This is a genomic window from Leucobacter faecis, from assembly GCF_054456635.2.
The window spans coordinates 128,092-154,330 of the sequence record NZ_JBTJEP020000002.1; the positions used below are offsets into that span (position 1 = coordinate 128,092).

The 26,239-nt window shown below is 66.7% G+C and carries 27 protein-coding genes; 8 read left to right on the forward strand and 19 right to left on the reverse strand.

Translation table 11 applies throughout. The features are described 5' to 3' along the window. The first annotated feature begins 34 nt into the window (after positions 1 to 34). Positions 35 to 463: a VOC family protein gene (locus tag ACXR2T_RS02300; RefSeq protein ID WP_458838260.1), complete on the forward strand. Its 429-nt coding sequence runs from the start codon at positions 35 to 37 to the stop codon at positions 461 to 463. Between the two features lie 2 nt (positions 464 to 465). Here the strand turns inward: ACXR2T_RS02300 and ACXR2T_RS02305 are convergent, their stop codons facing one another. From ACXR2T_RS02305 to ACXR2T_RS02330, 6 genes are all read right to left on the reverse strand, one after another. Beyond that, positions 466 to 1,224 (reverse strand): SDR family oxidoreductase, encoded by a 759-nt coding sequence (locus ACXR2T_RS02305; protein WP_458838259.1) that lies wholly within the window; start codon positions 1,222 to 1,224, stop codon positions 466 to 468. 89 nt (positions 1,225 to 1,313) lie between these two features. Continuing rightward, the gene (locus tag ACXR2T_RS02310) at positions 1,314 to 3,953 is read right to left on the reverse strand and encodes an HNH endonuclease signature motif containing protein (protein WP_489945473.1); all 2,640 of its coding nucleotides are present in this window, start codon (positions 3,951 to 3,953) and stop codon (positions 1,314 to 1,316) included. A 372-nt stretch (positions 3,954 to 4,325) separates the two neighbouring features. Then, on the reverse strand, positions 4,326 to 6,917 hold the full coding sequence (gene pheT, locus ACXR2T_RS02315; RefSeq protein ID WP_458838257.1) for a phenylalanine--tRNA ligase subunit beta: 2,592 nt from the start codon (positions 6,915 to 6,917) through the stop codon (positions 4,326 to 4,328). After that, positions 6,917 to 7,981 carry a phenylalanine--tRNA ligase subunit alpha gene (gene pheS / locus ACXR2T_RS02320; protein WP_458838256.1) on the reverse strand — a complete coding sequence of 355 codons (1,065 nt, stop codon included), beginning with the start codon at positions 7,979 to 7,981 and terminating at the stop codon, positions 6,917 to 6,919. Before pheS ends, pheT begins: the two co-directional genes overlap by 1 nt. Before the next feature lie 72 nt (positions 7,982 to 8,053). Further along, entirely contained in the window at positions 8,054 to 10,258 is a 2,205-nt protein-coding gene (locus tag ACXR2T_RS02325) for a 5-oxoprolinase subunit B/C family protein (RefSeq protein ID WP_489945474.1), read from the reverse strand. 1 nt (position 10,259) lies between these two features. Further along, positions 10,260 to 11,009, reverse strand: a complete 750-nt coding sequence (locus ACXR2T_RS02330; RefSeq protein ID WP_458838254.1) for a LamB/YcsF family protein — start codon at positions 11,007 to 11,009, stop codon at positions 10,260 to 10,262. Positions 11,010 to 11,089: 80 nt separating this feature from the next. Here ACXR2T_RS02330 and ACXR2T_RS02335 point away from each other — a divergent pair, with 80 nt between their 5' ends. The 4 genes from ACXR2T_RS02335 (at position 11,090) to ACXR2T_RS02350 (ending at position 14,405) form a co-directional block, all read left to right on the forward strand. Next, complete coding sequence (locus tag ACXR2T_RS02335) at positions 11,090 to 11,737, forward strand: hypothetical protein (RefSeq protein WP_458838253.1); 648 nt, start codon at positions 11,090 to 11,092, stop codon at positions 11,735 to 11,737. 91 nt (positions 11,738 to 11,828) lie between these two features. Beyond that, positions 11,829 to 12,608, forward strand: a complete 780-nt coding sequence (locus ACXR2T_RS02340) for a copper resistance CopC family protein (RefSeq protein WP_458838252.1) — start codon at positions 11,829 to 11,831, stop codon at positions 12,606 to 12,608. Next, on the forward strand, positions 12,608 to 13,183 hold the full coding sequence (locus ACXR2T_RS02345; RefSeq protein ID WP_458838251.1) for a copper chaperone PCu(A)C: 576 nt from the start codon (positions 12,608 to 12,610) through the stop codon (positions 13,181 to 13,183). Before ACXR2T_RS02340 ends, ACXR2T_RS02345 begins: the two co-directional genes overlap by 1 nt. Continuing rightward, positions 13,164 to 14,405: a Dyp-type peroxidase gene (locus ACXR2T_RS02350; RefSeq protein ID WP_458838250.1), complete on the forward strand. Its 1,242-nt coding sequence runs from the start codon at positions 13,164 to 13,166 to the stop codon at positions 14,403 to 14,405. The genes ACXR2T_RS02345 and ACXR2T_RS02350 overlap by 20 nt, the downstream gene beginning before the upstream one ends. Positions 14,406 to 14,611: 206 nt before the next feature. On the opposite strand, the gene ACXR2T_RS02355 is transcribed toward ACXR2T_RS02350, so the two are convergent. From ACXR2T_RS02355 to infC, 4 genes are all read right to left on the reverse strand, one after another. Continuing rightward, positions 14,612 to 15,421 (reverse strand): TrmH family RNA methyltransferase, encoded by an 810-nt coding sequence (locus tag ACXR2T_RS02355; RefSeq protein ID WP_458838249.1) that lies wholly within the window; start codon positions 15,419 to 15,421, stop codon positions 14,612 to 14,614. A gap of 128 nt (positions 15,422 to 15,549) precedes the next feature. Beyond that, complete coding sequence (gene rplT / locus ACXR2T_RS02360; RefSeq protein WP_458838248.1) at positions 15,550 to 15,933, reverse strand: 50S ribosomal protein L20; 384 nt, start codon at positions 15,931 to 15,933, stop codon at positions 15,550 to 15,552. Positions 15,934 to 15,983: 50 nt separating this feature from the next. Continuing rightward, positions 15,984 to 16,178 carry a 50S ribosomal protein L35 gene (gene rpmI / locus ACXR2T_RS02365; RefSeq protein WP_458814319.1) on the reverse strand — a complete coding sequence of 65 codons (195 nt, stop codon included), beginning with the start codon at positions 16,176 to 16,178 and terminating at the stop codon, positions 15,984 to 15,986. Between the two features lie 68 nt (positions 16,179 to 16,246). Further along, positions 16,247 to 16,876, reverse strand: coding sequence for a translation initiation factor IF-3 (gene infC / locus ACXR2T_RS02370; RefSeq protein WP_458814317.1), 630 nt, complete (start codon positions 16,874 to 16,876; stop codon positions 16,247 to 16,249). Positions 16,877 to 17,068: 192 nt separating this feature from the next. On the opposite strand from infC, the gene ACXR2T_RS02375 reads away from it, so the two are divergent. Genes ACXR2T_RS02375 through ACXR2T_RS02385 form a run of 3 tightly spaced genes read left to right on the forward strand, consistent with a single transcriptional unit; the run spans position 17,069 to position 18,486 of the window. Then, positions 17,069 to 17,434: a DUF1844 domain-containing protein gene (locus tag ACXR2T_RS02375; RefSeq protein WP_458838247.1), complete on the forward strand. Its 366-nt coding sequence runs from the start codon at positions 17,069 to 17,071 to the stop codon at positions 17,432 to 17,434. After that, positions 17,331 to 18,167: an AzlC family ABC transporter permease gene (locus tag ACXR2T_RS02380; RefSeq protein WP_458838246.1), complete on the forward strand. Its 837-nt coding sequence runs from the start codon at positions 17,331 to 17,333 to the stop codon at positions 18,165 to 18,167. The genes ACXR2T_RS02375 and ACXR2T_RS02380 overlap by 104 nt, the downstream gene beginning before the upstream one ends. Beyond that, on the forward strand, positions 18,160 to 18,486 hold the full coding sequence (locus ACXR2T_RS02385; RefSeq protein WP_458838245.1) for a branched-chain amino acid transporter permease: 327 nt from the start codon (positions 18,160 to 18,162) through the stop codon (positions 18,484 to 18,486). The genes ACXR2T_RS02380 and ACXR2T_RS02385 overlap by 8 nt, the downstream gene beginning before the upstream one ends. A 262-nt stretch (positions 18,487 to 18,748) precedes the next feature. Here the strand turns inward: ACXR2T_RS02385 and ACXR2T_RS02390 are convergent, their stop codons facing one another. The 9 genes from ACXR2T_RS02390 to ACXR2T_RS02430 all read right to left on the reverse strand — a co-directional run bounded on the left by ACXR2T_RS02390 (position 18,749) and on the right by ACXR2T_RS02430 (position 26,238). Next, entirely contained in the window at positions 18,749 to 19,807 is a 1,059-nt protein-coding gene (locus tag ACXR2T_RS02390) for an aldo/keto reductase (protein ID WP_458838244.1), read from the reverse strand. Between the two features lie 9 nt (positions 19,808 to 19,816). Further along, entirely contained in the window at positions 19,817 to 19,966 is a 150-nt protein-coding gene (locus ACXR2T_RS02395; protein WP_458838243.1) for a MetS family NSS transporter small subunit, read from the reverse strand. After that, a complete protein-coding gene (locus tag ACXR2T_RS02400) occupies positions 19,963 to 21,558 on the reverse strand; it encodes a sodium-dependent transporter (protein ID WP_458838242.1) in 1,596 nt (531 codons plus the stop codon). The genes ACXR2T_RS02395 and ACXR2T_RS02400 overlap by 4 nt, the downstream gene beginning before the upstream one ends. A 67-nt stretch (positions 21,559 to 21,625) precedes the next feature. Continuing rightward, positions 21,626 to 22,534: an SseB family protein gene (locus tag ACXR2T_RS02405; protein ID WP_458838241.1), complete on the reverse strand. Its 909-nt coding sequence runs from the start codon at positions 22,532 to 22,534 to the stop codon at positions 21,626 to 21,628. A 15-nt stretch (positions 22,535 to 22,549) separates the two neighbouring features. Beyond that, positions 22,550 to 23,296 carry a bifunctional 1-(5-phosphoribosyl)-5-((5-phosphoribosylamino)methylideneamino)imidazole-4-carboxamide isomerase/phosphoribosylanthranilate isomerase PriA gene (gene priA, locus ACXR2T_RS02410; protein WP_458814306.1) on the reverse strand — a complete coding sequence of 249 codons (747 nt, stop codon included), beginning with the start codon at positions 23,294 to 23,296 and terminating at the stop codon, positions 22,550 to 22,552. Positions 23,297 to 23,353: 57 nt separating this feature from the next. Then, positions 23,354 to 23,986 carry an imidazole glycerol phosphate synthase subunit HisH gene (gene hisH, locus ACXR2T_RS02415; protein WP_458838240.1) on the reverse strand — a complete coding sequence of 211 codons (633 nt, stop codon included), beginning with the start codon at positions 23,984 to 23,986 and terminating at the stop codon, positions 23,354 to 23,356. After that, entirely contained in the window at positions 23,983 to 24,591 is a 609-nt protein-coding gene (hisB, locus tag ACXR2T_RS02420) for an imidazoleglycerol-phosphate dehydratase HisB (RefSeq protein WP_458814302.1), read from the reverse strand. Before hisB ends, hisH begins: the two co-directional genes overlap by 4 nt. A gap of 10 nt (positions 24,592 to 24,601) precedes the next feature. After that, positions 24,602 to 25,474: a cytochrome c biogenesis CcdA family protein gene (locus ACXR2T_RS02425; RefSeq protein ID WP_458838239.1), complete on the reverse strand. Its 873-nt coding sequence runs from the start codon at positions 25,472 to 25,474 to the stop codon at positions 24,602 to 24,604. Then, complete coding sequence (locus ACXR2T_RS02430; RefSeq protein WP_458838238.1) at positions 25,471 to 26,238, reverse strand: DsbA family protein; 768 nt, start codon at positions 26,236 to 26,238, stop codon at positions 25,471 to 25,473. Before ACXR2T_RS02430 ends, ACXR2T_RS02425 begins: the two co-directional genes overlap by 4 nt. Position 26,239 lies beyond the last annotated feature (1 nt).

Here is a 26,239-nt window from a genome sequence, read left to right on the forward strand (position 1 = left end):
CGGTGCCTTTGTTCTTAAGCTTCAGGGAGATGACATGTCCATTCGTTTGAACCCCTACCTCAACTTTCACGGTGCAGCTCGGGCCGCGCTCGAGCACTATCACCGCGTGCTCGGTGGCAGGTTAGAGATCACACGCTACGACTCGATCCCAGAGATGATGGGCGACCCCAGCGAAGGGGAGAAAGTGATGCACGGCCAACTCGAAACGGATGACGGCCTCACGATCATGGCGGCCGACTACCCAGATTCGATGGCGGCATCTCCCGATGCCTCTATTGGCGGGCATTCCGTGTGTGTCTCAGGGGACCAGATGGGGCGTGTCCAGGCAATCTGGGACGGCCTTTCTGAAGGCGCACTGATTCGTGAACCGCTCGCGCAGGCACCGTGGGGCGACACGTTCGGTATGCTGCAGGACCGCTTCGGTGTCGCCTGGATGTTCAGCGTTTCACCGCCTCGCGAGTAACCTCACTGGTGGTTCATGTGAGTTTCGAGCCAGTCTTCAAATGTCTCTTCGTCAAGTTTCGCTGCCGCGTTGGGCAGAACTGAGCCGTCGCGCAGACCTTTGCCGAACCGGCCGAGCAGCGGGACCTCCAACACACGGCGAAGGTCACTGCGCACACCCAGCAGTTCACGCAAGAGCTGCGCGATCGAGCGTTCTTCGGGCCCCGCGATCTCGTGTACGCCGTGAGCTTCGACTGACTCCTGCTGTGCCGAGAGTTCAGCCAGTCGCACGAGTTCAGCAGCCACCGCAGACGCAGCGATGGGCTGCGACCTCACTTTGGGCGCGATGACCCACGGCCCGAACGGCCTGGCGACCTGCTCGGCAAACTCAAAAAATTGGGTGGCGCGCAGAATTGTCCACGGGGTCATGCTCACTGCGACGAGGTCTTCTTGCGCACGCTTGCCTGCGTAGTAGCCAGCATTGATATTCGCTGCGCCCACTATCGACAGCGCGATATGGTGACCGACGCCCGCGTCTTCTTCTGCGTTGAGCAGGTTGGTCGTGGCTCGCTCGAAGAACTCGATCGGGCCACCGCGTGCGCCGGCCGCTGGCCCTGAGGTGTCGATCACGGTGTCGACCGCGGCAAGGTTGAGACCCTCACCGCTCACCAGGTCAACCCCTCGAGACCGCGTCAAGATGACTGTGTCGTGCCCGCGCTCACGCGCGATCTGATCAACGTGGCGTCCTACAACGCCGGTCCCACCCGCAATGGCGATCCTCATGCTCTCACCCTACGCCCACGAGAGGGCCAGCTGAAGGTGGCGAGGGAGACATTCAACATGCCTCGTTTAGATCGCCAGCCCGTTCGGGTTTATGCGAAACCGTTGGCTTGTGCGTAGGCCCGCTGGTCTGCTGGTTTGAAGCGCCGTGCTCTCGCGGCGCCGAGTTGCATTCCGTAGGTGATGGGGAGTGGCGTCGCGAGCTCGGTCTGGGTGAGCTCGAAGGTGGGTGCTGCCGCTCGAGCCGCGGCTGCGCCGATTCCCGCTGCCCTTGCCCGTATTTCCTCTGTAGTGTCTGCTGCGGCGGCGAGGTCAGGTCGCCCTGTCACACCCGGTGTGGCTTGGGATGCCCGGGTGGCTGGCGGGAGTGGGTTTTCGAGAATGATGGGCGGAGCTGTCCCCTCGGTGCCCGGTGGTGGATGGAGCATGAAGGGGCCGCGCCCGTCGCGGGTGATCTTCCATCCGTAGTTATGGAGCTGCAAATGGTGGGCTGAGCAAAGAGAGACGCCGCGGTCAATATCGGTGCGGCCCTGGTCGGAATGCCAGTGGTCAATATGGTGTGCTTCACAGTACGAAGAGGGCCGGTCACAGCCCGGCCAGCGACACCCGCCATCACGGGTGGCGAGGGCGATGCGTTGCGCCCCGTTGTAGAGCCGCTGTTCGCGCCCCACGTCGAGAGGGTTGTAGTCTTCATCGACGGTGACGTACACGACGCCGGCGTTGCAGCGCTGCTTGGCGACGACCGCGTCAGAAGTGATGGTGAGCCCGTCTTCGTACCAGGCGACCACGCCAACCGGGTCAGCCGGAGCCGCTAGTGTTGTGGTCGTGGCGCCCGTTGCAGCGGCTCCCGCGGGAGCCACGCCGTGCGCGCCCGGGCTGCCAGCTGCTGCTGGGGTGGCCTGCGGTGCCTGCTGGATCGGTATCTGTGCGTCTGCCACCTCGGGGGTGGTGCCGCGGGCTGCTTGCCGGGCGGTCTTCTTCCCGGCCTTGGTGGCTTTCGCGGCTGCCTCGGCGGCGCGGGCTTCGGCCTGTTCGGCGAGGTATGCTTCACGGTTCACGACCTGCACCACCCGCACGCCCACCTGCCTCGTACCGAACACGGTCTGCTGGTCGGCGACCGCGCCTGACTGGAGCAGGTCGATGAGCAGGTCGTGCGAGATCTGATGGTGGGTGCGCTCGTCTTGCGCGAGCGCTTCGCCCGCGGCCTGCTCGTCGGGGTCGATGAAGCGGGGACCGCCCCGTCGGGGGCGCAGCGCGCTCGCAAAAATCGTCTGAATCCACGCCCCCGCATCATCATCACAGGTGAGGCGGGCATGGAACTGCCCATTCGGGTCCGTCCACCACCTAAATGAGCGCGCCTCATACCGCTCGTTACGCCGCAGCGTCGCCCCCTCGGGGTCGAGGAGATCACGAATCGCGCGCGCGCGGCGGCGCAGCTCTTCCACCCGGGTATGCTGGGCCGCCTCTATGAGGTCGAGCCCGGCCTGCCACCACAGCACCAGCAGGGCTGCTTCACACCGGTCCCCGCACGCGTCTGCTTCACCTTCTGCGGCTGCGTCTGCGTCAGCCCCCGCCTCTGCCTCTGTGTCAATAGCGGTAGCGGCGCCGCCAATAGCGGTAGCGGCTCCAGCGATCGCCGCGGAATCCGCGGCCGTGGTGGGGGCGGTGTTAGTGGCGTCTCCGGTGGCGGAGAGCGTTGCAGGGTCCTGCTGATACTGGGGAGTGTGGAGGGCCGCGTAGGCTGCCGTGTGGAACGCACACGCCGGCATTACCTGGGTATTGCTGTTTGCCGCGGCACCAGGCGTTGCGGTGCCAGTCGCAGCGCCTGCAGTAGTATCTACGGTTTGTGCGTCTCGTGCGGGAGCACACGGCGGCGCACCGAGGCCCTGCCTGATCGCATCGTTTTGCGGGTCGGTGAGCCGGTCACGCGACACGGCCCGGTCGAGCACCGTGTGCCACGGCACCGCCAACACCAGCATGGCCTCCGCCGCAGCAGCCTCAGCCGCCGCTGCGGCAGAAGCCGCGGCGTCAACACCGGCCAGATCACCATCGTCACCGCCACTGCCGTCGGCTGTGCCATCGGCGCCGTCACCGTCACCCGTGTCACTCGTGCAGGCACCAAACCGCGCCGCGAGTGCTTCACGCTGCTCGCGCGCTTCGCGTTCGGCGGTCTCACCGGCGAGCATGCTCTGGCCCACCCGCACCTTGCGAGACGCTTCACCCCACGAACTCCCCATGAGGTGCTGCATCATCTCAACACCCGTTTTGAAACCACTCGCCTGCGCCACCCCGGGCTGCCCGGCACGCTTCACCGACCGGCTTCCCACCGCCCCGGCACTGAGTACCTCCAGCTCAGAACACTTGCGCATCACCTGAGCCACGATCTTCGCGAAATCACTCGCCCCCTCGTCGGTGAGCGCGTTCACGACCGTACGCGCGTCAGCACCAGGGCAGTCGGCCGGAAACAAGGACTGCACGTGCGCCATAAGCTGCACGATCTCGTCACACTTCGCCTGCATCCCCAACCCGCCAGCAGCACCCACGACGGCGCCCCCTACAGCATCCGCCACAGGGGGCACTGCCGACTCATCAGTCACCCCCGCAGCAGCGCTCATGCCTGAAACACCGGCCGCGGCCGGGGCGTTCGAGCCCGCATCAGCACCCTCGCTCGCAGCCTCAGCGAAGAGGCCCGCAAGGGGCTCTTCGTGCTGTGGTGAGGGTTTGGCTTCCATACCCTATTGTCTCACGGATCGTAGATTTATTCGAGTGAAGTTATCCACAGATTTGGCGTGATTACGCCAATTTTTGGTCGAAACAGGGGGCTGTGGACGACTCGACCTCATGCGGCAGTGGATGCTGCGACTCGTTCCTCGCGCAGCATGACAAGTGGTGCTGCAAAGGCTCAGAAGCTCGCGCAGAATGACCATAGGGGGCGCGCTCACGCGGTATGACAGCAGACGACGGGGCTGCACTACTTAACGGGCATGAATTGACGCACAGAAATAAACGGGACGAAAGTCCACCGCCAACAAAAAAGACCCGGGCGCTCCCCCCTCCCCTGCATACACAGAGGCGAGAAGCGCCCGGGTCTTTAAAAGCAGCGTTTAGTCGCGCAGGTGCGCGCCAAAAGCGAGCTCGGCCGCGGCCACGCCCGCGAGCTTTGCCTCGCTCGCTTCTTCAGCCTTCAGCGTGCGGTCGGTCGCGCGGAAGAGCAGCGCGAAGGTCAGCGCCTTCTGTCCCTCCTCGACGCCCTGGCCACGGTAATCGTCGACCACGTGCGCCGACTCGAGCAGCTCACCCGCACCCGCCGTGACTACGGCGAGCACGTCACCCGCGGGCACATCGGCCGCAACAACGAGCGTGAGATCCTGCGTTGCGGCCGGGTATGTCGACAGCTGAGCGGTCTCGGGCACGCGCGGGGCAAGCTCGATCACGCGCTCAAGGTCAAGTTCAAACGCGACCGCACGGCCTGGCAGGTGGTGCCCCGCGACGAGCTCGGGCAGCAGCTCGCCAGCAACGCCGACGACCTCGAGCCCACCGTCTTCGCCGTCGGCGTCGACATGCACGCGCACCGACAGTTCGGCGGTGCGGCCCGGGTGGAACGCGCGATGCGCCCCCTGCGTCACTACGAGCTCCGCCGAAACCGCCTGCGCGACCTCGCGGGCGGCGTCAAGCGCGTCTGCCCAGTCGTACTCGCGCGCGGCCTCGCCCGGCTGCTTGGCAACGACGTCGCCCAGCAACAGCCCGGCAGCACGGCGCGGCTGCACAGGAATCGACGCGTCAAGCGCTGCGAGCGTCTCGTCAGACGGACGCTCGCCAAGCGGCGGCACCTCATCGGTGCCGAGCACAGCGTCACCCGTCATCGGCTCAAACACCGAACCGAACTCGACGATCGCAAGGTCGGTGATACCACGCGACACGCTGCGCTGAGCCGCAGTCACGAGACCCGGCAGCAGCGAACGACGCAAGAACGGCGTCTGCCCATCGAGCGGGTTTGCGAGCCGGATCGCGTCGACCGCAGCGGGCCCGTCAGAACCAGCGTCTGCAGTGTTCTCGGCGCCCGCACCAAATGCATCGAGCTGGGCGCGCGACACGAACGGGTAGCTCTGCACCTCGTCGAGACCGGCGGCGGTGATCGTGTTGGCTGCGCGGCGGCGCAGGCGCTGCTCACGCGTAAGCCCTCGCCCGGCGGGAGCGACGGGCAGCACCGACGGAATCCGGTCGTAGCCGACGATGCGGGCGATCTCTTCGATCAGGTCGGCGGGGCGCGCAAGGTCCGAACGCCAGCTCGGCGCCGTGACGATGAGCTCACGCTCGGCAGCTCCAGCAGCAACCGTGCAGCCGATGGTCTCGAGCGCTGCACGCGATTCTTCGTCGGTGTAGTCCGCGCCCATCAGACCGTTGACGCGCTCAAGCGGCAGCGACACCGTGACGGGCTCCCAGGGAGCCACAATCTCGCCGCCCAGCGTATCTACTGTGCCCCCTGCAAGCGACACGAGCAGGTCGACCATGCGCTGCGCGGCAGCGGCCGCAACGCGCGGGTCGACGCCGCGCTCAAAGCGCTTCGAAGCTTCGCTCGGCAGCTTGTGGCGGCGCGAGGAACGTGCGATCGATACGGGGTCGAACGTCGCGGCTTCGACGAGCACATCAACTGTCGTATCGTCGGTCTTGGTGGACTGGCCGCCCATGACACCGGCGAGGCCGATCACGCCCGACTCGTCGGCGATCACGAGGTCCTCGGCGTGCAGCGTGCGCTCCTGCTCGTCAAGTGTCACGAGCGTTTCGCCCGCAGCCGCGCGGCGCACGGTGATGCCGCCGGTGACCTTCGCGAGGTCGTAGGCGTGCAGCGGCTGACCGAGCTCGAGCATCACGTAGTTCGAAATGTCGACGGGCAGCGACAGCGCACGCACACCAGCGAGCTGTAGGCGGGCCACCATCCACGCGGGCGTGGGGCGGGTCGCATCGATGCCGCGCACGACGCGGGTGACGAAGCCCGTTGCGCCGACGCGACCACGAATGGGCGCCTCGTCGGCCAGCGAAACCGAGAACCCCGAGGCGGGGGCGACCGTTACGGCCGCCGCCGGGTCCGCAAACGCTGCGCCGGTTGCATGCGAGTACTCGCGGGCCACACCGCGCACCGAGAACGCGTAGCCGCGATCCGGAGTCACATTGATCTCGACGGCCGTGTCAGAAAGACCCAGCAGCGCCTTCGCGTCGGTGCCCACCTCGGGGTCGAGGCCGAGCGTGCCGAGCACGATGATGCCGTCGTGCTCGTCGCCGAGCGAGAGCTCGCGGGCCGAGGCAATCATGCCGTCGGACACGTGACCGTAGGTCTTGCGTGCCGAGATCTCGAAGCCGCCAGGCAGCACGGCGCCGGGCAGCGAGACCACGACCTTGTCGCCGGGGCCAAAGTTGTGGGCGCCGCACACGATACCGCGCACGTCTTCGCCGCCATCGGCTGCGAGAGCGCCGGGGGCAGCAACGCGCACCTGGCACCAGTTGATCGTCTTGCCGTTCGAGTGCTCTTCGGGCTCTGCAGAGAGCACCTCGCCGACGACGACGGGGCCGGTCACGTCAAAGCGCCGAATCGACTCCTCTTCGAAGCCCACGCGCACGAGATCGGCGTGCACCTCTTCGGGGGTCGTGCCCTCGGGGAGCGTGACGAATTCGCCCAGCCAGCTGAGTGAAACGCGCATTAGACCAGTCCTCCGAACTGACGGTTGAAGCGTACATCGCCCTCAACCATGTCTCTCATATCGTTGATGTCGTGGCGGAACTGGAGCGTGCGCTCAATGCCCATGCCAAACGCAAAACCCTGGTATTCCTCGGGGTCGATGCCCGCGGCGGCGAGCACCTTGGGATCGACCATGCCGCAGCCACCCCACTCGACCCAGCGCGCGCCGCCCTTGGCGTTCGGCTGCCACACGTCCATCTCGGCCGACGGCTCGGTGAACGGGAAGAAATTGGGGCGCAGGCGAATCTTTGCCTCTTCGCCAAACATTTGGCGTGCGAAGTGCTCGAGCGTGCCGCGCAGGTGCGCCATAGTCAAGCCGCGATCGATCGCGATGCCCTCGATCTGGCTGAACACGGGCGTGTGGGTCGCGTCGAGCTCGTCGGTGCGGAACGTGCGGCCCGGAGCCACCACGTACACGGGCAGCTCGCGGCCGAGCAGCGACCGGATCTGCACGGGCGAGGTGTGCGTGCGCATCAGCAGGTGGCGGTCTGCGGGCTCCACGAAGAACGTGTCTTGCATCGCGCGCGCCGGGTGGTCGGGGTCAAAGCCCAGGGCGTCAAAGTTAAACCACTCGTGCTCGAGTTCGGGGCCCTCTGCGATCTCCCAGCCCATGCCAATAAACACGTCGGCGGCCTCGTCTTGCAGCTGCGCAAGCGGGTGACGGTTGCCGGTGCGGCGGCGCGTGGGCGCTGCCGTCACGTCGACGGTCTCTGCCACGAGACGCGCTGCGGCCTCGGCGGCAGCAACCTCGGCCTCGCGAGCCTTGTACGCGCCCTCGACGCGGCCACGGGCCTGGCCCATGATCTTGCCGGTCGCGGCCTTCTCTGATTTGGGCACCTGACGCATGAGCGCGTTCAGCTGCGCGATGGCTGAGCCCTCGCCCGAGTGCTGCGCGCGGGCAGCCTTCAGCTCGGCAACGCTGCCCGCCGCCGCAAACGCTGCGCGGGCACCTGCGACCGCGGCATCTGCCGCTTCTTGGGTGATCGGATTCGACTCCGCTGGCCTATTCGATTCGCTCTCTGACACGAGATCCCATCTTAGTCGGTGCGGCTGGGCTCTGTGGCCTGCTGTGCTTTGTCGCCTGCCGCGCTGCGCTGGTTACCCGCTGTTCCGGATCGCCCGCACGATTCCCGCGATGAACTCGTGGGCTGCGTCGGCATGAGCGAGGTCTGCGGCATCAGCAGGGTCAGCGGCAAACGCCAGGTCAATCGCGGCGGCGAGCGCGCCGGGCATCGTCACGCTGTGGCGTCTGCCGTCGATCTCGAACGTGCAGGTGACCCGCGCAGGGTGCGGCTGCGCGACTTTGGCAACTTGGGCGGCGGGCCATGTTCCCGTCTCAGAGGCGGCGTCAGCGCTCACGATCGCGAATCGCACGGGGGCCCCGGGCGCGAGCTGGCCTGCCCGGTCGAGGTCGTCGTCGATCACTACGGCAATGACCGGGTAACCGCCGGTGACTGGGTGATCAGCCAGAAACAGCACGGGTTCACCGCCCGGCGGCACCTGTAGCGCGCCGCGCACCATGCCTTCACTCGGCAGCTCAGCGGGTGCCGCGTCGTCAGTTTGTGCGGCTCGTCGCTCGAGCACAGGCCCGGAGAGGCGGGCCCCGACCCGGTTGGACTGTGCACTCACCGTCCATGTTGCCTCGGTGAGCGTGCGCAGCGATTCCTCATCAAACCAGTCGTCGCGCGGCCCGGCGAGCACGCGCAGAACGGGCACCGCTGGCTGGTCAGGCTGCCCTGACCTCGCTGGGAGCTCGGCTTGCCCAGGGGACCCCGTGTGCTCGCGACCCTCAGACTGTTCAACTACATCGACCGCTTTGGCCGGCCGGGGGCCATCGAGGGGTCTCTCGACCACCTCACCAACGCCAAACTGGGTGCCCTGAGCGAGCGGCGCGGGCCCGATGCCCGAGAGTGTGTCGGTGGCCTGGCTGCCGAGCCACCCCTGCCGCTGCGCGCCGTTTGTCTCTGTGCCGTCTGCCTGTGTGTCCACTGTCTCTGTGCCCTCTGCAGGCTCGACGCCACCTTCCGGTGTGACTACCCCGAGCACCCCGCCGCGCACCGCGAGGTAATCGCGCATGCCAGGGCCAACGTGCGCCAGGGTAAGCCGCTGCCCGGGGTGCACAGCGACCGGAGTGCCCGCGAGAACGGTGCGGCGCTCCCCCGCTTCGTGAACCTCCAAGCTCACGGCGGTCCCCGCGATGGCTACCGTTACCGGGCGTTCCACCCGCAGTTCGAGCCCGCCCACGAGAATTTCGAGGCCGGCCGCACCCGCAGGGTTCTCGACTGCTTCGTTGGCACGGGCGAGCGCCGCGCGGTCCATGGCTCCTGACTCGGTCACTCCGACCGCACGGTACCCCGGTCGGCCGCCGTCTTGGATCAAGGTTTGGGTGCCGGGGCGCACGACAGTAAACGTCGCGGCGGCGGGGGCCGCAGCGGGGCCTGAGTCGTCGCTTGCTACACCGCTGACTACGAAGAGGTCGGCCGCCACGCCCATAGTGGCGTCAGCAGTACGCTCAGCACCGCCACCGCCACTGGTGCCGCTAGCGCGCGCCCGCACCAGTTCGCGCACCGCACGAAACTCGACGGTGTCGCCCGGTCGCACGAGCGCGGGCTCCGCGCGTTCAAGCTCCCACATCGGCGCAGCAGTGCGACCGATGAGCTGCCACCCACCGGGTGAGGCGGCAGGATAGACCGCCGAGAACTCCCCTGCGAGCGCCACCGCGCCAGCTTCAACCCGTGCACGCGGCGCATCAAGCCGGGGCAACCGGTACGGCCAGTTATCGGCGGTGAGGTACATGAACCCCGGCGCAAAGCCACCAAACGCTGCCCGCCACGAGACGTTCGTGTGCGCGGCGGCGAGCGCTTCGCCACTCACACCGACAAGTGCTGCAGCGAGAGCCAGGTCTTCGCCGTCGTAGACGACATCGATCGTGACGTGCGCGGCACGGTGCCCGATGCTGTGCCCGGTGCTGTGTGCTGCGCCGTGCACGGCCTCGCTTGCTGTGCCGTGCGCTGAGCTACTCGCTGCGGCATCAGTGCCAGGCCCCACGCCCCCGCGCTCAGCCCACGCGAGCACGCCCCTCGTAGCGCGCCAGTCCTTGCAGACGACCAGAACAGTGCGGGCAGCGGGCACGACTTCGGTGACCCCGTGCAACCGCGCGACGAGAGCAGCGACCTCGGCAACCTCGGCAACCGCAGCAGCACCAGCACCAGCAGCACCAGCGGAAGCGCCCGTCACACCAGCGCACTCGATCAGCACGGCCCGATCCCCCATGAGCCGCGCCTTGAAGCGCTCGTGTTTCATGTCACACACAGGCCCGCACCGTCACACCCGCGCGTTCAAGCTCCGCGCGTATCTCGGCCGCAAGCAGCACCGCGCCGGGGCTGTCGCCGTGCAAGCAAATGCTCTCGGCTGGCACCTCGATCTCGACACCGCCTACGGCGATCACGGTGCCCGTCTGGGCGATCCGGAGCGCCTGCGCGATCGCCTCGTCGCGCCCCAGCAGTGCGCCCGGTTCTGAGCGGGGCACGAGCGTGCCGTCGGGCCGGTAGCCGCGGTCGGCGAAGCCCTCGCCGATCGCGCGCACGCCCGCGTCGGCCGCGAGCTGCACGGTGCGCGAAGACGCCTGCACCATGAGCGGCAGCCCCGTCGCGACGGCGGCGCGCACGACCGCGAGCGCCTGCGCCTCGTGCTGTGCGAGCGCGTTGTAGAGCGCGCCGTGCGGTTTGATGTAGCGCACTTCGGCGCCGACCGTTGCCGCGAGCGCACGCACCGCGCCCACCTGATAGATCGTCTCGGCTTCGAGCACGCCGGGGTCGTAGTCGATGAAGCGGCGGCCAAAGCCAGCCGCATCGCGGTACCCCGGGTGTGCACCGATCGAGACCCTGTTCTCTGCGGCGATGCGGCAGGTGCGGAGAATACCCGCCGGGTCACCCGCGTGAAACCCGCAGGCGACGTTAGCGCTTGTCACCTGCGCAAGAATGGCGGCGTCGGCTGCGATCCCGTCGCGGCCGGTCGCTTCGCCGAGGTCGGCGTTCAAATCAATTGCGGGCATAGCAGGTCTCCTTCACCGGTATCCCCGAGGCTACCCGACACTTCGCAGCTGCCCGAGCGCGGCGCCGATAGACTGGGCGCATGCAGAGCATGACGGCACGGCGCCTGGCCGCTGCCCCCATGAGTCGCGGCGAGCGCACGGTGCGCGGCGCCGCGGTTGCTGGTGCCGCGACACTCACCGCCGCTGCCTCGCACGCGCTCGCGGGCGGCGAAGTCACGCTCTTCTCGGTCGTCGCGACGGCGATTCTCGCTCTGCCGCTGAGCACGGCGCTCGCGCACAGACGGCTCGGCCTCTGGCGCCTCACGCTCGCCGTGACGGCCGCCCAGTTCGTCTACCACTGGTGTTTTGCGGGCTTGGGCCTCCTAACGCCCGGCACACCTGGCACCCTGCGCCCGCCCGCCCCACTGCACGCGGCGCACCTCGCTCAGATGCAAAACTTCGTGCCGGATCTCGCGGCGGCTGGCGCCGCCGACACCGCGATGTGGGTGGGTCACGCGCTCGGCGCGCTCATCACCATTGCGCTGATGCACCGCGGCGAGCGGGCCGCACGCGCCCTCGCCCGGCTCGTGGGGCGTGCGCTACCGCTGAGCCACCCCGCTGCGGTAACAGTCCCGCGCACGGCCCGCGCAGTGTGCACCCCCGGGGTGCTGGAGCTGCCGCAGCCGGTATTCTTCGCCGTGATCTCGCACCGCGGGCCGCCCGCGTTCGATGACGCGCCCTTCTCTTAACTTTTAATATTCTTAGCGCCACGTGGCAGTGTGCCCTGGCGCGCTACCCGGCCCCTGCATGTCAGACGGCCGGAGAAATTTGGAGACCCCCTTGTCTCAGCAGTACTCAGTCGTACCCACCACTCCCGTAACAGCGCTGCCGGCTGCCGCCGCGTCGCATGCTGCACGCCCACCGCGCCGCCTATTCGCGCTCATGGGCGGGGCGCTTGCGACCGCCGCGATCGCGCTCGGCGCCATGGCGTTTGGCCCCGCAAGCCCCGCCCTCGCGCACGACCAGCTCGTCGGCTCAGAAGTGGTAGAGAACGCCGACGGCACGGCCGAGGCCGTGCGCCTCTCGTTTAGCAACAGCGTCATCGAGGTGGGCACCGAGTTTGTGCTCACTGGCCCCGGCGGCGCTGACGCCCGCGGCGGCGAGCCCGAGATCGACGGCCCCGACGTCACACAGCCCATCAAGCAGGGACTCGAAGCGGGCGATTACGCGGGCGCTTGGCGCGTTGTATCGAGTGACGGCCACCCCATCGACGGCGTCTTCACCCTGACTGTTGAAGCTGACGGCTCGGCCACGCTCGGCGAAGGCGCGCCCGAGACGGCCCCAGCTGGTACCACGGACACCGCCAGCGCTGCAGACACCGCAGGCGACGGTGCGGCGGGCGAGGCCGCAGGCGTAGCAAGCGGCGCACCCGTCGGTGCGCTGATCGGCGTGGGCGCCGCTGCCGTCGCGGTTGTCGCGGTCGTCGTGATGCTGACAGTGCGCCGCCGCGAGCGCGCCGCTGCCTTCGGTGGGACTCACACGGCCGCTGGCGACACCGCTGGCACCGACGCTGGTACCGACACAAACACGGGCACCAACACCAACGGGGGTGCCCTGTAATGCGCGGCAACCTTTCACTCACGCTCACTTCGGCTGCGTTTGTCGCGGCGCTCGCCCTCACTGGATGTTCGGCCAGCGATGGCGCCGCGACCGGTGCGGCGGCCCAGCAGCAGACCCAGCGGCAGACCGAGCGGCAGAGCAAACACACGACAGGCAGCGCCGCCACCGGGCTGACCCTCGATGCTGGCTGGGCGAAGGCCGCAGACGGCATGAGCGGCGTGTTTGGCACACTCCACAACCCCACCGACACCGACGTAACGCTCGTATCCGCCACAAGCTCCGTGGCAGACGTGGTCGAACTGCATGAGTCGGTCACTTCGGGGGCAAGTGCCACGATGCGCGAGGTTGACGGCGGTTTCACTGTGCCCGCAGGCGGCACCTTCGAGCTTGTGCCCGGCGGCAACCACATCATGCTGATGGAGCTCGCCGCGGCTCTCTTGCCCGGCGACGAGGTGCCCGTCACGCTCACCTTCGACGACGGTTCTACCGTCGAGGTCACCGTGCTCGCAAAGAGCTACGCGGGGGCAGAGGAGAACTACGAGGGCGACACCGAAGATGCGCACGCAGAACACTGACGTCGCTTCAAACACTCAGCCCGCGCGGCTGAGCCGGCGCGCCCTCCTCACGGGGGGCGCGACCGGCGCCGCCCTCGGTGTCGGCGCGACGCTCGCGGCATCGCTCGGCGCGCGAGCGTTCGCCACCGATCCGGATCATGCCGCGCCCGCTGCCGCCGAAGCAGGTTTCGGCGGTGAGTACCTGGCCTGTCACGGCCCGCACCAGGCCGGGGTCGTCACCGATCACACGGCACACACCCGCTACGTCGCGTACACGCTGCGACCCGAGACCGACCGGGCAGCGCTCGAGCGCATGTTTCGGGTTGTGACCGGAGACATCGAGGCGCTCACGCAAGGTGTGGCCCCCATGGCGGACTCGGAGCCCGAGCTCGCCGAGCGGCCTGCTCGCCTCACGATCACCGTGGGCGTGGGGCCCGCGCTCGTCGACCGCGTCGACCAGATGCGCAGGCCCGAGTGGCTCGCTCCGCTGCCGGCGTTCTCGCTCGATCAGCTGGGCAACGGGTACGACGGCGGTGATTTAGTGCTGCTCGTGCAGGCCGACGACCCGCTCGCGGTCGCGCACGCGTGCCGCATGCTCGACCGAGACCTCTCGTCGTTCGCGACGCGGGCGTGGGTGCAGCAGGGGTTTCGGCAGGCGCGCGGTGCAGAGAAGCCGGGCGCCACAATGCGCAACCTTATGGGGCAGGTCGACGGCACCGTGAACCCGGCCCCCACCGACGACGACTTTGCGTCGCTCGTCTGGTTACCTGATGCGGGAGGGTGGCTTGCGGGTGGTTCGGCGCTCGTGCTGCGGCGGATCCGCATGGAGCTCGACACGTGGGACATGGTCGACCGCCCCGGGCGCGAGCAGACGATCGGCCGCACGCTGTCAGACGGGGCGCCCCTTACCGGCGGCACCGAGCACACGCCCATCGATTTCGACGCGAAGACGGCGTCTGGGCTGCCCGTGATTCCGAGCTACGCGCACGCGCGCCGGGCGCACTCGACCGACCCCGCCGAGCGCATCTACCGGCGCGCCGTGAACTACGACACGGGCGACGAGGCCGGGCTGCTGTTTGCCTGCTTTCAGCGCGACCCACTGCGGCAGTTTGTGCCCATTCAAGAGAGGCTCGACGAACTCGACCTGCTCAACGAGTGGGTCACTCACACGGGGTCTGCCGTGTTTGCGATCCTCCCGGGGTTTGAGCCGGGCGAGATGCTGGGGGCGTCACTGCTCGCGTAGGCCCTAATCCCGTCGTCCTGCACGAGCGCAGCGAGTTGCAGGATCCAGGCTTTTCGAAAACTGGATTCAGCGACTCCTGCGTCGCGCAGAATGACGAGACAGGGGCAGCGTCGCAGCTCGCGGCAAAACGCTTCGCGTTTTGCTCTATGCTCGCCTGCCGCCGTGTGCGGCACCGCAGCTCGCGACAAAACGCTTCGCGTTTTGCTCTATGCTCGCTGCGCAAACGCAGTCTCGTAGAGCAGCACGCTCGCGGCGGTCGCGAGGTTGAGGGACTCGGCTTTGCCGTAGATGGGCAGCTTCAGCGCGCGGCCGATCGATTCGCGATCGGCCGCGGTGAGGCCGCGCGCCTCATTGCCAAACACCCAGGCCACGGGCCCCGCCAGCACCCCTTCGGCCCGAGCCTCGAGCAGGTCGCCGCCGCGCACATCGGCCGCAATCGGGGTTACGCCCGCACGCCCCGCCGCCGCGAGCACATCGGCCAGCGTCGGTGCCACAGCGACGGGCAGGTGAAACAGTGACCCCGTCGTCGAGCGCACGACCTTCGGGTGAAACGGGTCAATTGACTCCCCCGCGAACACGACGGCGTCTGCGCCCGCGGCGTCAGCCGCCCGCAGCACAGCACCGGCGTTACCCGGATCGCGCACCTCGTGCATCACCGCGACGAGCCGCGCCCCCGCAAAGACATCGTCAAGCGACGATTCCCAGGTGCGCGCGACGGCCACCACGCCCTGCGGGTGCACCGTCTCACACATGGTCGCGAGCACCTCATCGGTCACGCGTTCAAGGACAACACCGGCGTCTGAGGCGAGCGCATCAATCTCGTGCTGCCACGATTCTGCACCCAGCGTGGCGTACACCACGTCAGCGCGCTCTGGCGAGTGCGCGAGGAGCTCCCGCACCGCCTGCGGTCCCTCAACAACGAACCGTCCTTGAGCAAGCCGTTCCTTCTTGCGAGAGAGAGCCGCCGCACGCTTCACACGGGTGGCCTTGGGGTTCGAGAGAATCGCGTCGTTCACCCAACTAGCCTATGCCACCTCGCATAACGCCGGCACCGCCCCCCGAGCACAGAACCCCGAGCACAGAACCCCGAGCACAGAAAACCCCCGCCCTCAAAAGAGAGCGGGGGTTTCATGCAAAGAGCGAGTTACGCAGCCTTCGGAGCCGAGGTGTCGGCGGGGAGGGCATTCTTCGCAACCTCGACGAGCGTGGCGAATGCCTTGGGCTCGTTGGTCGCCAGCTCTGAGAGCATGCGGCGGTCAACCTCAACGCCAGCGATCGCGAGACCCTGGATGAAGCGGTTGTAGGTCAGGCCGTTCGCACGTGCACCAGCGTTGATGCGCTGGATCCACAGGCGACGGAAGTCGCCCTTCTTCTTGCGGCGGTCGTTGAAGGCGTACTCGTACGAGTGAACGAGCTGTTCCTTCGCCTTGCGGTACAGGCGTGAACGCTGCCCGCGGTAGCCCTCGGCGCGCTCAAGGATTACGCGACGCTTCTTGTGGGCGTTGACGGCCCGCTTTACTCTTGCCATTTCAGTTCTTCCTTACAAAAATTCTCAGATGAAAGCTATGCGCTCGTGGCTTAGTGGCCGAGGAGCTTCATTGCCTGCTTGGCGTCACCCTTGGAGAGGATCTGGTCATCTCCGAGGCGGCGCTTGCGGCGTGAGGACTTAACCTCGAGGTTGTGGCGCAGGCCGGCGCGCTGCTTCTTGAGCTTGCCCGATCCGGTCAGCTTGAAGCGCTTCTTAGCACCCGAGTGGGTCTTCTGCTTAGGCATCAATTTCTCCTTGATTGTGTGCGCGCCCGAGGGCCGCGTCTTTGTACGGCGTCTAAGACACCGAAGCTTTAGTCGTCCGCGGGCTTCTCAGCCTTGCGGCTGGCCTTCTCTTCGGCGCGGCGGGCGTTCTGCTCTGCCTTTGCCTCGGACTTGTTCTTGTGCGGCGCAATCACCATCACCATGTTGCGGCCGTCGATGCGGGGGTTTGACTCCACCGCACCAAACTCGACAACTGCCTCGGCGAACTGCTGCAGCAGACGCACGCCCATCTCGGGACGCGACTGCTCACGGCCACGGAACAGGATCATGGCCTTAACCTTGTCGCCCTGCTCGAGGAAGCCGATTGCACGCTTCGTCTTCGTTTCGTAGTCGTGCTTGTCGATCTTCAGACGGAAGCGCACCTCTTTAAGTACGGTGTTCGCCTGGTTACGACGAGCTTCCTTCTGCTTCTGGGCCGCCTCGTACTTGTACTTGCCGAAGTCCATGATCTTTGCCACGGGAGGCTTAGAGTTCGGGGCAACCTCGACGAGATCGAGATCGGCGTCGGCCGCTAGGCGTAGCGCAGTATCAATCGGCACGACACCGACCTGCTCGCCACTGGGACCAACCAGTCGCACCTCGGGGACGCGGATTCTGTCATTCGTACGGGGATCGCTGATCGCCGGCTCCTCTACTCTCGATGATGGGGACTTCGTCATGAAGCATCGGAGGAGGATTCGGGGTCGCGCATGCACGTTCCCACACCCTGAAAGCTGCCGTAAGGCGGGGTGTCAACTACCCGGTAACCTAGTTGTGGTGCCGGGTGGGAGTATCTCCTCTTCCGATATCTCGGCGCGAGCCGAGAACCGAATAAATCTTAGCACAGAATCAGATTCAACAGTCAGGACAGCATGAGCGAGCAGATTACAGACCTCCCCGAGCACGACGAGAACGTGACTCAGGCCACGCGAGACATCGCTGATGTCGCGGCTGTTGAGGTCATCACCACCGCTTGCGTTCACCTGCTGAGCGCCGCCGCCGTCAAGGTGGGCCTCGCAGACGACCCCGAGAACCAGACCGACCTAGACGAGGCACGCAAGCTCATCAACGCGCTGGCGGGCCTCATCACCGCGGCAGCGCCCGAGATCAGCGACATGCACGCGCGCAGCCTGCGTGACGGTCTGCGCTCCGTGCAGCTTGCCTTCCGCGAGGCGTCGCCCATTCCCGACGCGATCGGCCAGGGCCCCGGCGAGAAGTACACGGGCCCTGTCAACTAACCCGCCCCGGCGAGCGGGCACCGCGGCCGGCCTCCGGGATTCCCTGGGGGTCGGCCTCGGCATCTTTCCGCTCGGCATAGCACTCGGGATCTTGGTCATCCAGGCGGGCCTCCCCTGGTGGCTCGCGCCCGCTCTGTCGATCGGCATCTTCGCCGGATCAGTGGAGCTGCTGCTCGTGAGCATGCTCGCGGCCGCCACCCCGCTCGTCACGATCGCCGCCACGGTGTTCGCCGTGAACTTTCGCCACGTGTTTTATGCGTTCTCGTTTCCCATTGGCCGCGTGCGCCCGGGGCTGCCCCGTGCTTACTCGGTATACGCGATGATCGACGAGGCGTACGCCACCTACGTGCTCATGGATCCGGATCGCCTCAGCTCGGCCCGCATGCTCACCGGGCAGCTCGCCATGCAGTTCTACTGGGTGCTCGGTGGCCTCGTCGGCGTCGTCATCGCGGGCGCACTGCCTGCCCCCATCGAGGGTTTCGAGTTCGCACTCGTGGCGCTTTTCGTCGTCATGTCGATGGACGCGATCAGGGGTCGCCGCGAGCTGCCGTCGGCCCTGCTCGCCTGCGTAGCGGTCGCCGCTGCGATGCTGATCGCAAGCGGCAGTGAGCTGCTGGTCGCACTAATCATTTACTCGGGCCTGCTCGGCGTGCGATACCTGCTGGGCAAGCGTGCCGCTCCATTCGGCGACGCTTCAACGACCGACACCGACGGAGGAGGCGATCGTGCCTAGCACCGGCTACCTGATTGCGGGCGTCGTCGTCGCGGGAGCCATCACGCTGGCGCTGCGGGCCCTGCCCTTCGCGGCTCTCAAACCCCTGCGCAAGTCGAAGTTTGTGCAGGCGCTCGGGCGGTGGATGCCCGCGGGGATCCTCGTGATTCTTGCAATTGTCGTGCTGCGCGATCAGCTCGCCTCACAGCAGGGCCGGGTGTGGCCCGTGCTGGTAGCTACCGCCGTCACGATCCTCGTGCACCTACTGGCGAAACGCCGCGCGCTCGTAAGCATCGCGGCGGGCACCGCCTGCTATGTGCTGCTGCTCAACTTTTTGTGAGGGTGGATTCTGCGATCGGCTTCGCCGCCGCAGAATGACGGGGTAGAAGGCCCCGCAGAATGACGGGGTAGAAGGCCGCCGCAGAATGACGTGGTAGAAGGCCCCGCGGAATGACGGGGTAGAAGGCCCCGCAGAATGACGGGGGCGCAGCGCAACACCCCACCCGTCATCCTGCGGGAGCTTGCGACTCGCAGGATCCATACGTCTGGATTCTGCGACTCCTTCGTCGCGCAGAATGACGGGGGCGCAGTCGCGCGCGCTGCTAGAGCATGACGGGCACGTCGCCGCCCTGGCGCGCGTCGCGCCACAGGTCGACGTTGACGTCTACTCCGTCGAGGATCCGCTCAATCTCGGCAACTTCGTCGGCGGTGAGCTCGAGCCTAGCCAGGGACCGCCAGTTCTCGTCGAGCTGCGACACACGACTAGCCCCCACGACGAGGCTCGAAACTCGCTCGTCGCGCAGCGCCCAAACGAGCGCCAGCTGCGCGAGCGACTGACCACGGCTTTCGCCCACCTCAGCGAGCGCGCGCAGGCGATCCCGAAGTTCGTCGGTCAGCGCCTCGTTGCTAAACGAGCTCGGGCCAGCACCGCGCGCGCCCTCGGGAATCCCGCCCAGGTACTTGTTCGTAAGCATGCCCTGCGCGAGCGCGGTGAACCCAATGATGCCAAAGCCCTCGTCTGCGGCGACGTCGAGCAGCCCCTCGGTCTCGATCCACCGGTTCAGCATGTTGTACGACGGCTGGTGGATCGTGATGGGCGTGCCCAGTTCACGCATCAGCTGCGAAAGCGTGCGGCTCGCCTCAGCGCCGTAAGACGACATACCAATGTAGTGTGCACGGCCCGTGCGCACGATGTGGTCCAGGGCCCGGGCCGTCTCTTCGAGCGGCACCCGGGGATCCGGCCGGTGCGTGTAAAACACATCGACGCACTCGACCCCGAGCCGTTCGAGCGAACGATCAAGGCTCGTGATGAGGTGCTTGCGGCTCGCGCCGGCGCCGTGATGCCCCGGCCACATATCCCAGCCGGCCTTCGTCGAGATCAAGATCTCGTCGCGGTGAGCGGCGAGATCGCTCGCGAGAATCTGCCCGAAGTTGCGCTCGGCCGCGCCGTACGGGGGGCCGTAGTTGTTGGCGAGGTCGAAGTGGTAGATGCCGCGGTCGAACGCGCCGGTGATGATCTCGCGCTGCGTGTCACGCGCGCGATCATCACCGAAGTTCTGCCACAGGCCGAGCGACAGGAGCGGCAGGTGCAGCCCGCTCCTGCCGACTCGGCGCACCTCGGTGCGCTGCGTGTACGGGCGGTCGTCGTCAGTGAGGCTCATGGAACGAGCCTACTCGACCTGCTCTCCCGGTGCGTCGTCACCGCCCGCGGGGTATTCGGCGACCTCGGTTTGCCGCGACAGGAAGATCGCGCTCGCGATGAGGCCGCCCCAAATCACGACGAGGGCGATCACAAGAAACAGGGTTGCAATGGGAGTCATCGTGCGCCGCCTTCGGTTTTGGAGTTCGTCGCGGGCCCGCCCAGTGCGCGTTCGCCGGGCACGTGCGGCCAGGGCGCAAAGCGGTCGGGGTTGTAGCGCCACGGGCTCATCGTGAGCAGCGCCGAAGCGATGATCATCACCGCGACCGAGCCCCAGCCGACGATGATCAGGTAGCCCGAGTCGTAGCCGCTGTAGGGTTCGTTGATGAGCCCCACGATCGTCGCGATCAGCATGTAGCCGAGCACGATCGGGCCTACCACCGAGACGAAGAACAGCCACACGCGGCCGACCTTGAACGTCGACAGCACGCTCAGGTGCCCCGACAGTTCGGTGCCGGCGCGGCGAATCCACAGCACGGTGATCGTCATAACGACGGCCGAGCCGACGATGCCGACCTCGTTCGCCCACTTATCGATTGTGTCGAGGGCGGTGAGGCCCGAGGTGGTGCCAAACAGGATCACCGAGATCACGGCGAGCACGCCGCCGATACCGAAGGTCGCCTGCTTACGGGTGAGGTTGAACTTGTCCATGACACCCGCGAGGATCACCTCCATGATGGAGATCAGCGAGGTGAGGCCCGCCAGCACGAGCGCGCCGAAGAACAGGGCACCAAACATTTGACCACCCGGCATCTCGCTCGCGATAGCGGGGAACGTCATAAATGCGAGCCCCACACCGGCCATACCGTCGAGTTCGCCGACGCTCACGCCCTGCTGAAACGCGAAGAAGCCGAGCGTCGCGAACACGCCAATGCCCGCGAGAATCTCGAACGACGAGTTCGCAAATGCGACCACGAGGCCGGGGGCCGTGAGGTTTGAACGGCGCTTGCGGTACGAGGCGTACGTCATCATGATGCCAAACGCGACCGACAGCGAGAAGAAGATCTGGCTGTAGGCGGCGACCCACACGGCGGGGTCAGCGAGCGCAGCGAAGTCGGGCGTGAACAGGGCGTTCAGCCCGTCGACCGCACCGGGGAGAAACAGTGCACGCACAACGAGAATGATGAAGCCCACGATCAAGAGCGGAATCGCGATCATGTTGAGGCGTTGCACGCCCTTGACCACGCCCGCCCCCAGCACGACGAGTGCGACGAGCCACATGATGACGAGCGGAATCAGCACCGCCGGCACGAAGGTCATGGTGAACGGTGACTCGGCCAACTGCAGGTAGTCGCCCGTAAAGAACCCGGCCGCGTCGTCGCCCCACTTCAGGTCAAACGAGAATACGAAGTAGCTCGACGCCCAGGCCAGCACGGCGGTGTAGTAGATCGCGATGAACACGCAGATCATCACCTGGAACCAGCCGATCCCCTCGCCAAATTTACCGGCAAGTCGCCTCAGCGCGAGCGGCGCCGAGCCTCGGAATCGGTGTCCAATGGCGTAGTCGAGAAACAGAATCGGAATGCCCGCGGTGAGCAAAGCAACGATGTATGGAATGAGAAAGGCACCACCGCCGTTCTCGTAGGCGACCCCCGGGAATCGCCAAATGTTACCGAGACCAACGGCCGAACCGATCGCCGAAACGATGAATCCGAGTTGGCCGGTCCACTCCGCGCGCTGCGGTGCGCGCGGAGTCGTAGATGTTTGCGCCACGTGAAAGCTCCTTCACCGGGTAACCCGGTATTTAGTACCCCGTGAGCGTAGCACCTTCTACGTGCCGCTAAGCGCGCGGCGCCTGCGCGAGGATCGGCTGCACGCGCAGCGAATCGACGCGCTCGGCAATCACCTCTTGCGCCGCCCACCGCGCCCCGAGGCGACCCAAAAGCGCCTCAAGCTCTGGGCGGGCGAGTTCGCGAGAGATCCGGATCCTAACATCGACCTCGGGGGCGGCGAGCGTGCCGGCGAGATCTGCCGGGGCGATCCACACCCGCGCGACATCGGGCTCGTCGGCAGCCGAGGCTTCGAAAGCGGCCGAGACTTCAGCGTCGGCCCAGGCCGGTACGTAGCGTTCGGCAAGCGCGAGGGCCGCGATCGCGGGCCGGCGCACACCGTACGTGAGCCCTGGGCTGCCGGCATCGAGGATGAGAAGGTCGTGCTCCTCCTGCGCGGCGGCGACCGCGGCCTGCGGCCCCGGCACCGGGATGGGCCTCGCGGTGTCGTTCCAGGCGGTCATCGCCACGACCGAGCTGAAGATGGGCAGCACGGTGCGGCCGTCGGGGGCCGCGACCGCAACGATTGAGAGCTCCTGCGACTTCTCGACCGTTTTGCCCTCTGGAGTCACGCCAATGTCGCCCGCTTCTGCGAGCATCGGCACGAGCACGCGCGCGGTGCCCAGCGCCGCGATCACGTCGGCGTGGGCGCCCGCGAGCCTGCCCACCGCCTCCCAGTGTGTTTCTGCAGTCGTAGCTGCGGCGGCCTCTGCGGCCGCCTTGCGTAGTGCGGTCACGGCTTCGGTGAGGTGGGCAGGAGCCGCTCCGTCATCACCCTCGAATGCGGTTTCGTGATGATCAAACGTTCTTCCCTCCCACGGAAACCCGGCGGAGTCAGCAGCGCCGCCCGGCACAAGACTTTCGGGCACCCCCGTCGACCTCGGGGCGTCACCGGTGGAGGGAAGTCGTTTAATCGCCATGTTTACTGCGGCTTTCTACTTCGAAGCGACGTCGAGCGCCGCGGGCAGCGTGAACGCGCCATCGTAGAGCGCCTTGCCGATAATCGCGCCTTCAACGCCGTGCGGCACAAGCTCGCGCAGCGCGACGAGGTCGTCCAGGCTCGAGATGCCACCCGATGCGACAACGGGGCGGTCGGTGCGCTTACACACTTCACCCAAAAGTTCGACGTTAGGGCCGCGCATGGTGCCGTCTTTGGTGACGTCGGTGACCACGTAGCGGGGGCAACCAGCGTCTTCGAGGCGCTCGAGCACGTCCCAGATGTTGCCTGCCTCCTGGGTCCAGCCGCGCGTAGCAACGACTTCGCCGCGCACATCGAGCCCCACGGCGATCTTCTCGCCGTGGCGGGCGATGACAGCGCGGGTCCACTCGGGGTTCTCGAGCGCTGCCGTGCCGAGGTTTACGCGGCTCGCGCCCATCTCGAGGGCTGCTTCGAGGCTGGCGTCGTCGCGAATACCACCCGAGAACTCGATCTTCACTCTGCCCGCGCGCCGCATGATCTTCTTCGCCACTGACACGTTAGAGCCGCGCCCAAATGCCGCATCGAGGTCGACGAGGTGAATCCACTCGGCGCCCTGGTCGATCCAGTCCATCGCCGCGTCAACGGGGCTGCCGTAGTTCGTCTCGGTGCCGGCCTCGCCCTGTGTGAGGCGCACCGCCTTGCCGTCAACCATGTCGATGGCGGGAAGCAGCTGGAGCCCGGGGCTATTGGCAAACTCGGTCATCTCGAATGTCTCCTCGTGAGTGGTGTGTCGTGTGTGGTGCGCGCCACGGCGCAAGAGTTATAGCGTGGCAATCCAGTTGCGCAGCAGCTGGATGCCGGCCTCCCCCGACTTTTCGGGGTGAAACTGGGTGGTGCTGAGGGGTCCATTTTCGACGGCGGCGACAAATCGTTCGCCGTGTTCACCCCAGGTCACGCGCGGCCTGGTCGATTCACCGCGCCCCTCGATCGACCACTCGGTCGCGGCGCAGCTGTGTACGAAATAGAACCGTTCATGACGAATGCCGTGAAAGAGCACCGAGTCTTCGGGCGCTTCGACCGTGTTCCATCCCATGTGGGGCAGCACGTCTGCGCGCAGCTCGTGCACGGTCTCGGGCCATTGATCGAGGCCCTCGGTGTCTTCGCCACGCTCGATGCCACGCGCGAACATCACCTGGTGCCCGACACAGATGCCAAGCACCGGTCGGCCCCCCGCGAGCCTGCGTTCAATCATTTCGTCGCCGCGCACTGCGCGCAGCTGCTGCATGACCGCGCCAAAGGCGCCCACTCCCGGCACAAGCAGGCCATCTGCTTCTGCCACCAGCTTCGGGTCACGCGAGAGTGTCACGTCTGCCCCAGCGGCCGCGAGTGCCTTCACCGCGGAGTGCACGTTGCCTGAGCCGTAGTCGAGTACGACCACGCGCTTGCGTGTCACAGAGCACCCTTCGTGGACGGAATCCCCTTCACGAGGGGATCTTTCGCTTTTGCGACGCGGAAGGCGCGCGCAAAAGCTTTGAACTCAGCCTCTGCGATGTGGTGCGGGTCACGGCCCTCAATGAGCTTGATGTGCGCGGTGAGGCGCGCGTTGAGCACGAGTGCTTCGAAGAAGTGCCGCACCATCGAACCCGTGTAGTGCCCACCGATCAGGTGAAATTCGAAACCGGCCGGCTCACCCGAGTGCACGAGGTACGGGCGCCCTGAAATATCAACGACCGCCTGTGCGAGTGCTTCGTCGAGCGGCACGAGTGCGTCGCCATAGCGCGAGATGCCGCTTTTGTCACCGAGCGCTTCAAGCAGCGCCTGACCCAGCAAGATGCCGGTGTCTTCGACGGTGTGGTGAACATCGATGTGCACGTCACCCGTTGCTCGCACCGTGAGATCGGTGAGCGAGTGCCGCGCGAACGCGGTGAGCATGTGATCGAAGAAGGGAACACCGGTTTCGACATCGGCTTCGCCGGTGCCATCAAGGTTGACTGAGACGGTAATCTGCGATTCGCTCGTGACACGCTCGAGCGACGCTGTTCGTGATGCTGCGGACATACTCCCCAGTCTACTCAGCTTCGCCTGCTCGCTCGGCCACGGGCAGGGTTGCTGGCTCGGCCGCCGGATCGGCAGTAGCGGTCTGACCCCGGCGCAGCACCACAGTCGCGGCCCAGGTTCCCGCGAGAAGGATGAACACCACCGCTACGGCCCAGTTCGGCACGGCCTCGGTTACGCGCAGCACGTCGGCTTCGAGCTTTGCCTGGGTGGTGGCCCCGACGAGCCCGCCGAGCGTGGTGGTGCCGCGCGTAACAAACAGCAGCGCACCGATCAAAATGGTCAGCGCGCCGCCAATCACATTGGTCCACGCGTTGCGCCACTTACCTATGCGCAGCTCACGCGGCCGCACGAGCCCCCGCACGGCGGGCACCCTGTTCCACACGAGCGCGAGCACGAAGAGCGGCAACGTCATGCCGGCCGCGAAGACGAGCAGCACGACTCCCCCAAACGCCGCGCTGCCCCCAAACGCCGCAAACGACAGCGCAGCGCCCAGCAGCGGGCCCGCGCACACGCCGGCGAGCCCGTACACCGCACCGAGCGCAAACACCGCAACGGCAGAGGCGCTCTCGGGCCCCCGCTGGCGCATCACCCCGGGCATCGGCACACCAATCAGCAACACCAGCCCGAGCACCATCACCACAATCGACGCGACACTGACAAGCTCAAATCGATTCGTGCTCACCCAGGCCCCGACCGTGCCTGCGAGGAGGCCCAGCGGCACGAGCGCGGTCGCAAGCCCCAAGAAAAAGACCCCCGTGCGTGCGAGCAGCGCGCCCGTGCTCGTGAACGCGTAAGCAAAAAATGCGGGTAGGAGCATCACCGAGCACGGGCTCAGCAGAGTGAGCACCCCTCCTAAGAACGCACCGGCGAGGGTGAGGTTCACTGAGCTACTCCGACGGCCCCATCTAGAAACTGGCGAAATGTCTCGATGGGTTGGGCACCACTCACGCCCTGCCCACCCACGGCAAAGAACGGCACACCCGTCACGCCGAGCTGGCTGGCACGCTCGGTGTCGGTTGACACCGCTGCTCGCAGATCTTCGCGGGCCATGTCTTTCTTAAACTGTGCAAGGTCTGGCACCTTGGCCGTCTTGGCGTGCCCCAGCAGTTCGTCTGCCGTAAGGTCGGGGTGCCCCGACTCTGGCGCTGCCTGGTAGATCGCGTCGATGAATTCAAAGTAGCGACCCTGTTCTGCCGCGGCGCGTGCCGCGGCAGATGCTCGCAGGGATTCTTCACCGAAGAAGGCGACGTCGTTCATTTCGATGCGGACCTTGCCCGCGTCAACGTACTCTTTGATCACGTCGGGCAGCGTGTCGCGCGTAAACACGGCGCAGTAGGGGCAGCGCAGGTCGACCCACTCGGTCATTACGACGGGTGCGTCGATGTCACCGATGGCCATCGGGTCACCGTCGATTCGCCGCTCGAGCTGGGCACCCTGCGACTCACCCTCGGCCTGTTCACCCGTCTGCGCCCCCGCTTGCGGAGTTGCTGCAGCGCCCTGGCCCGCGCCAGAACTCTGTGACCATTGCACCGCCCCAAACACGAGGGCGAGGGCGGCTACCACCGCAAGAATCACATTAACGAGCCGCGACGTGCGCAGCTGGCGTTCGAGCACGTGGCGGGGCATGGCTTCGGGCGCTGTAGGCATA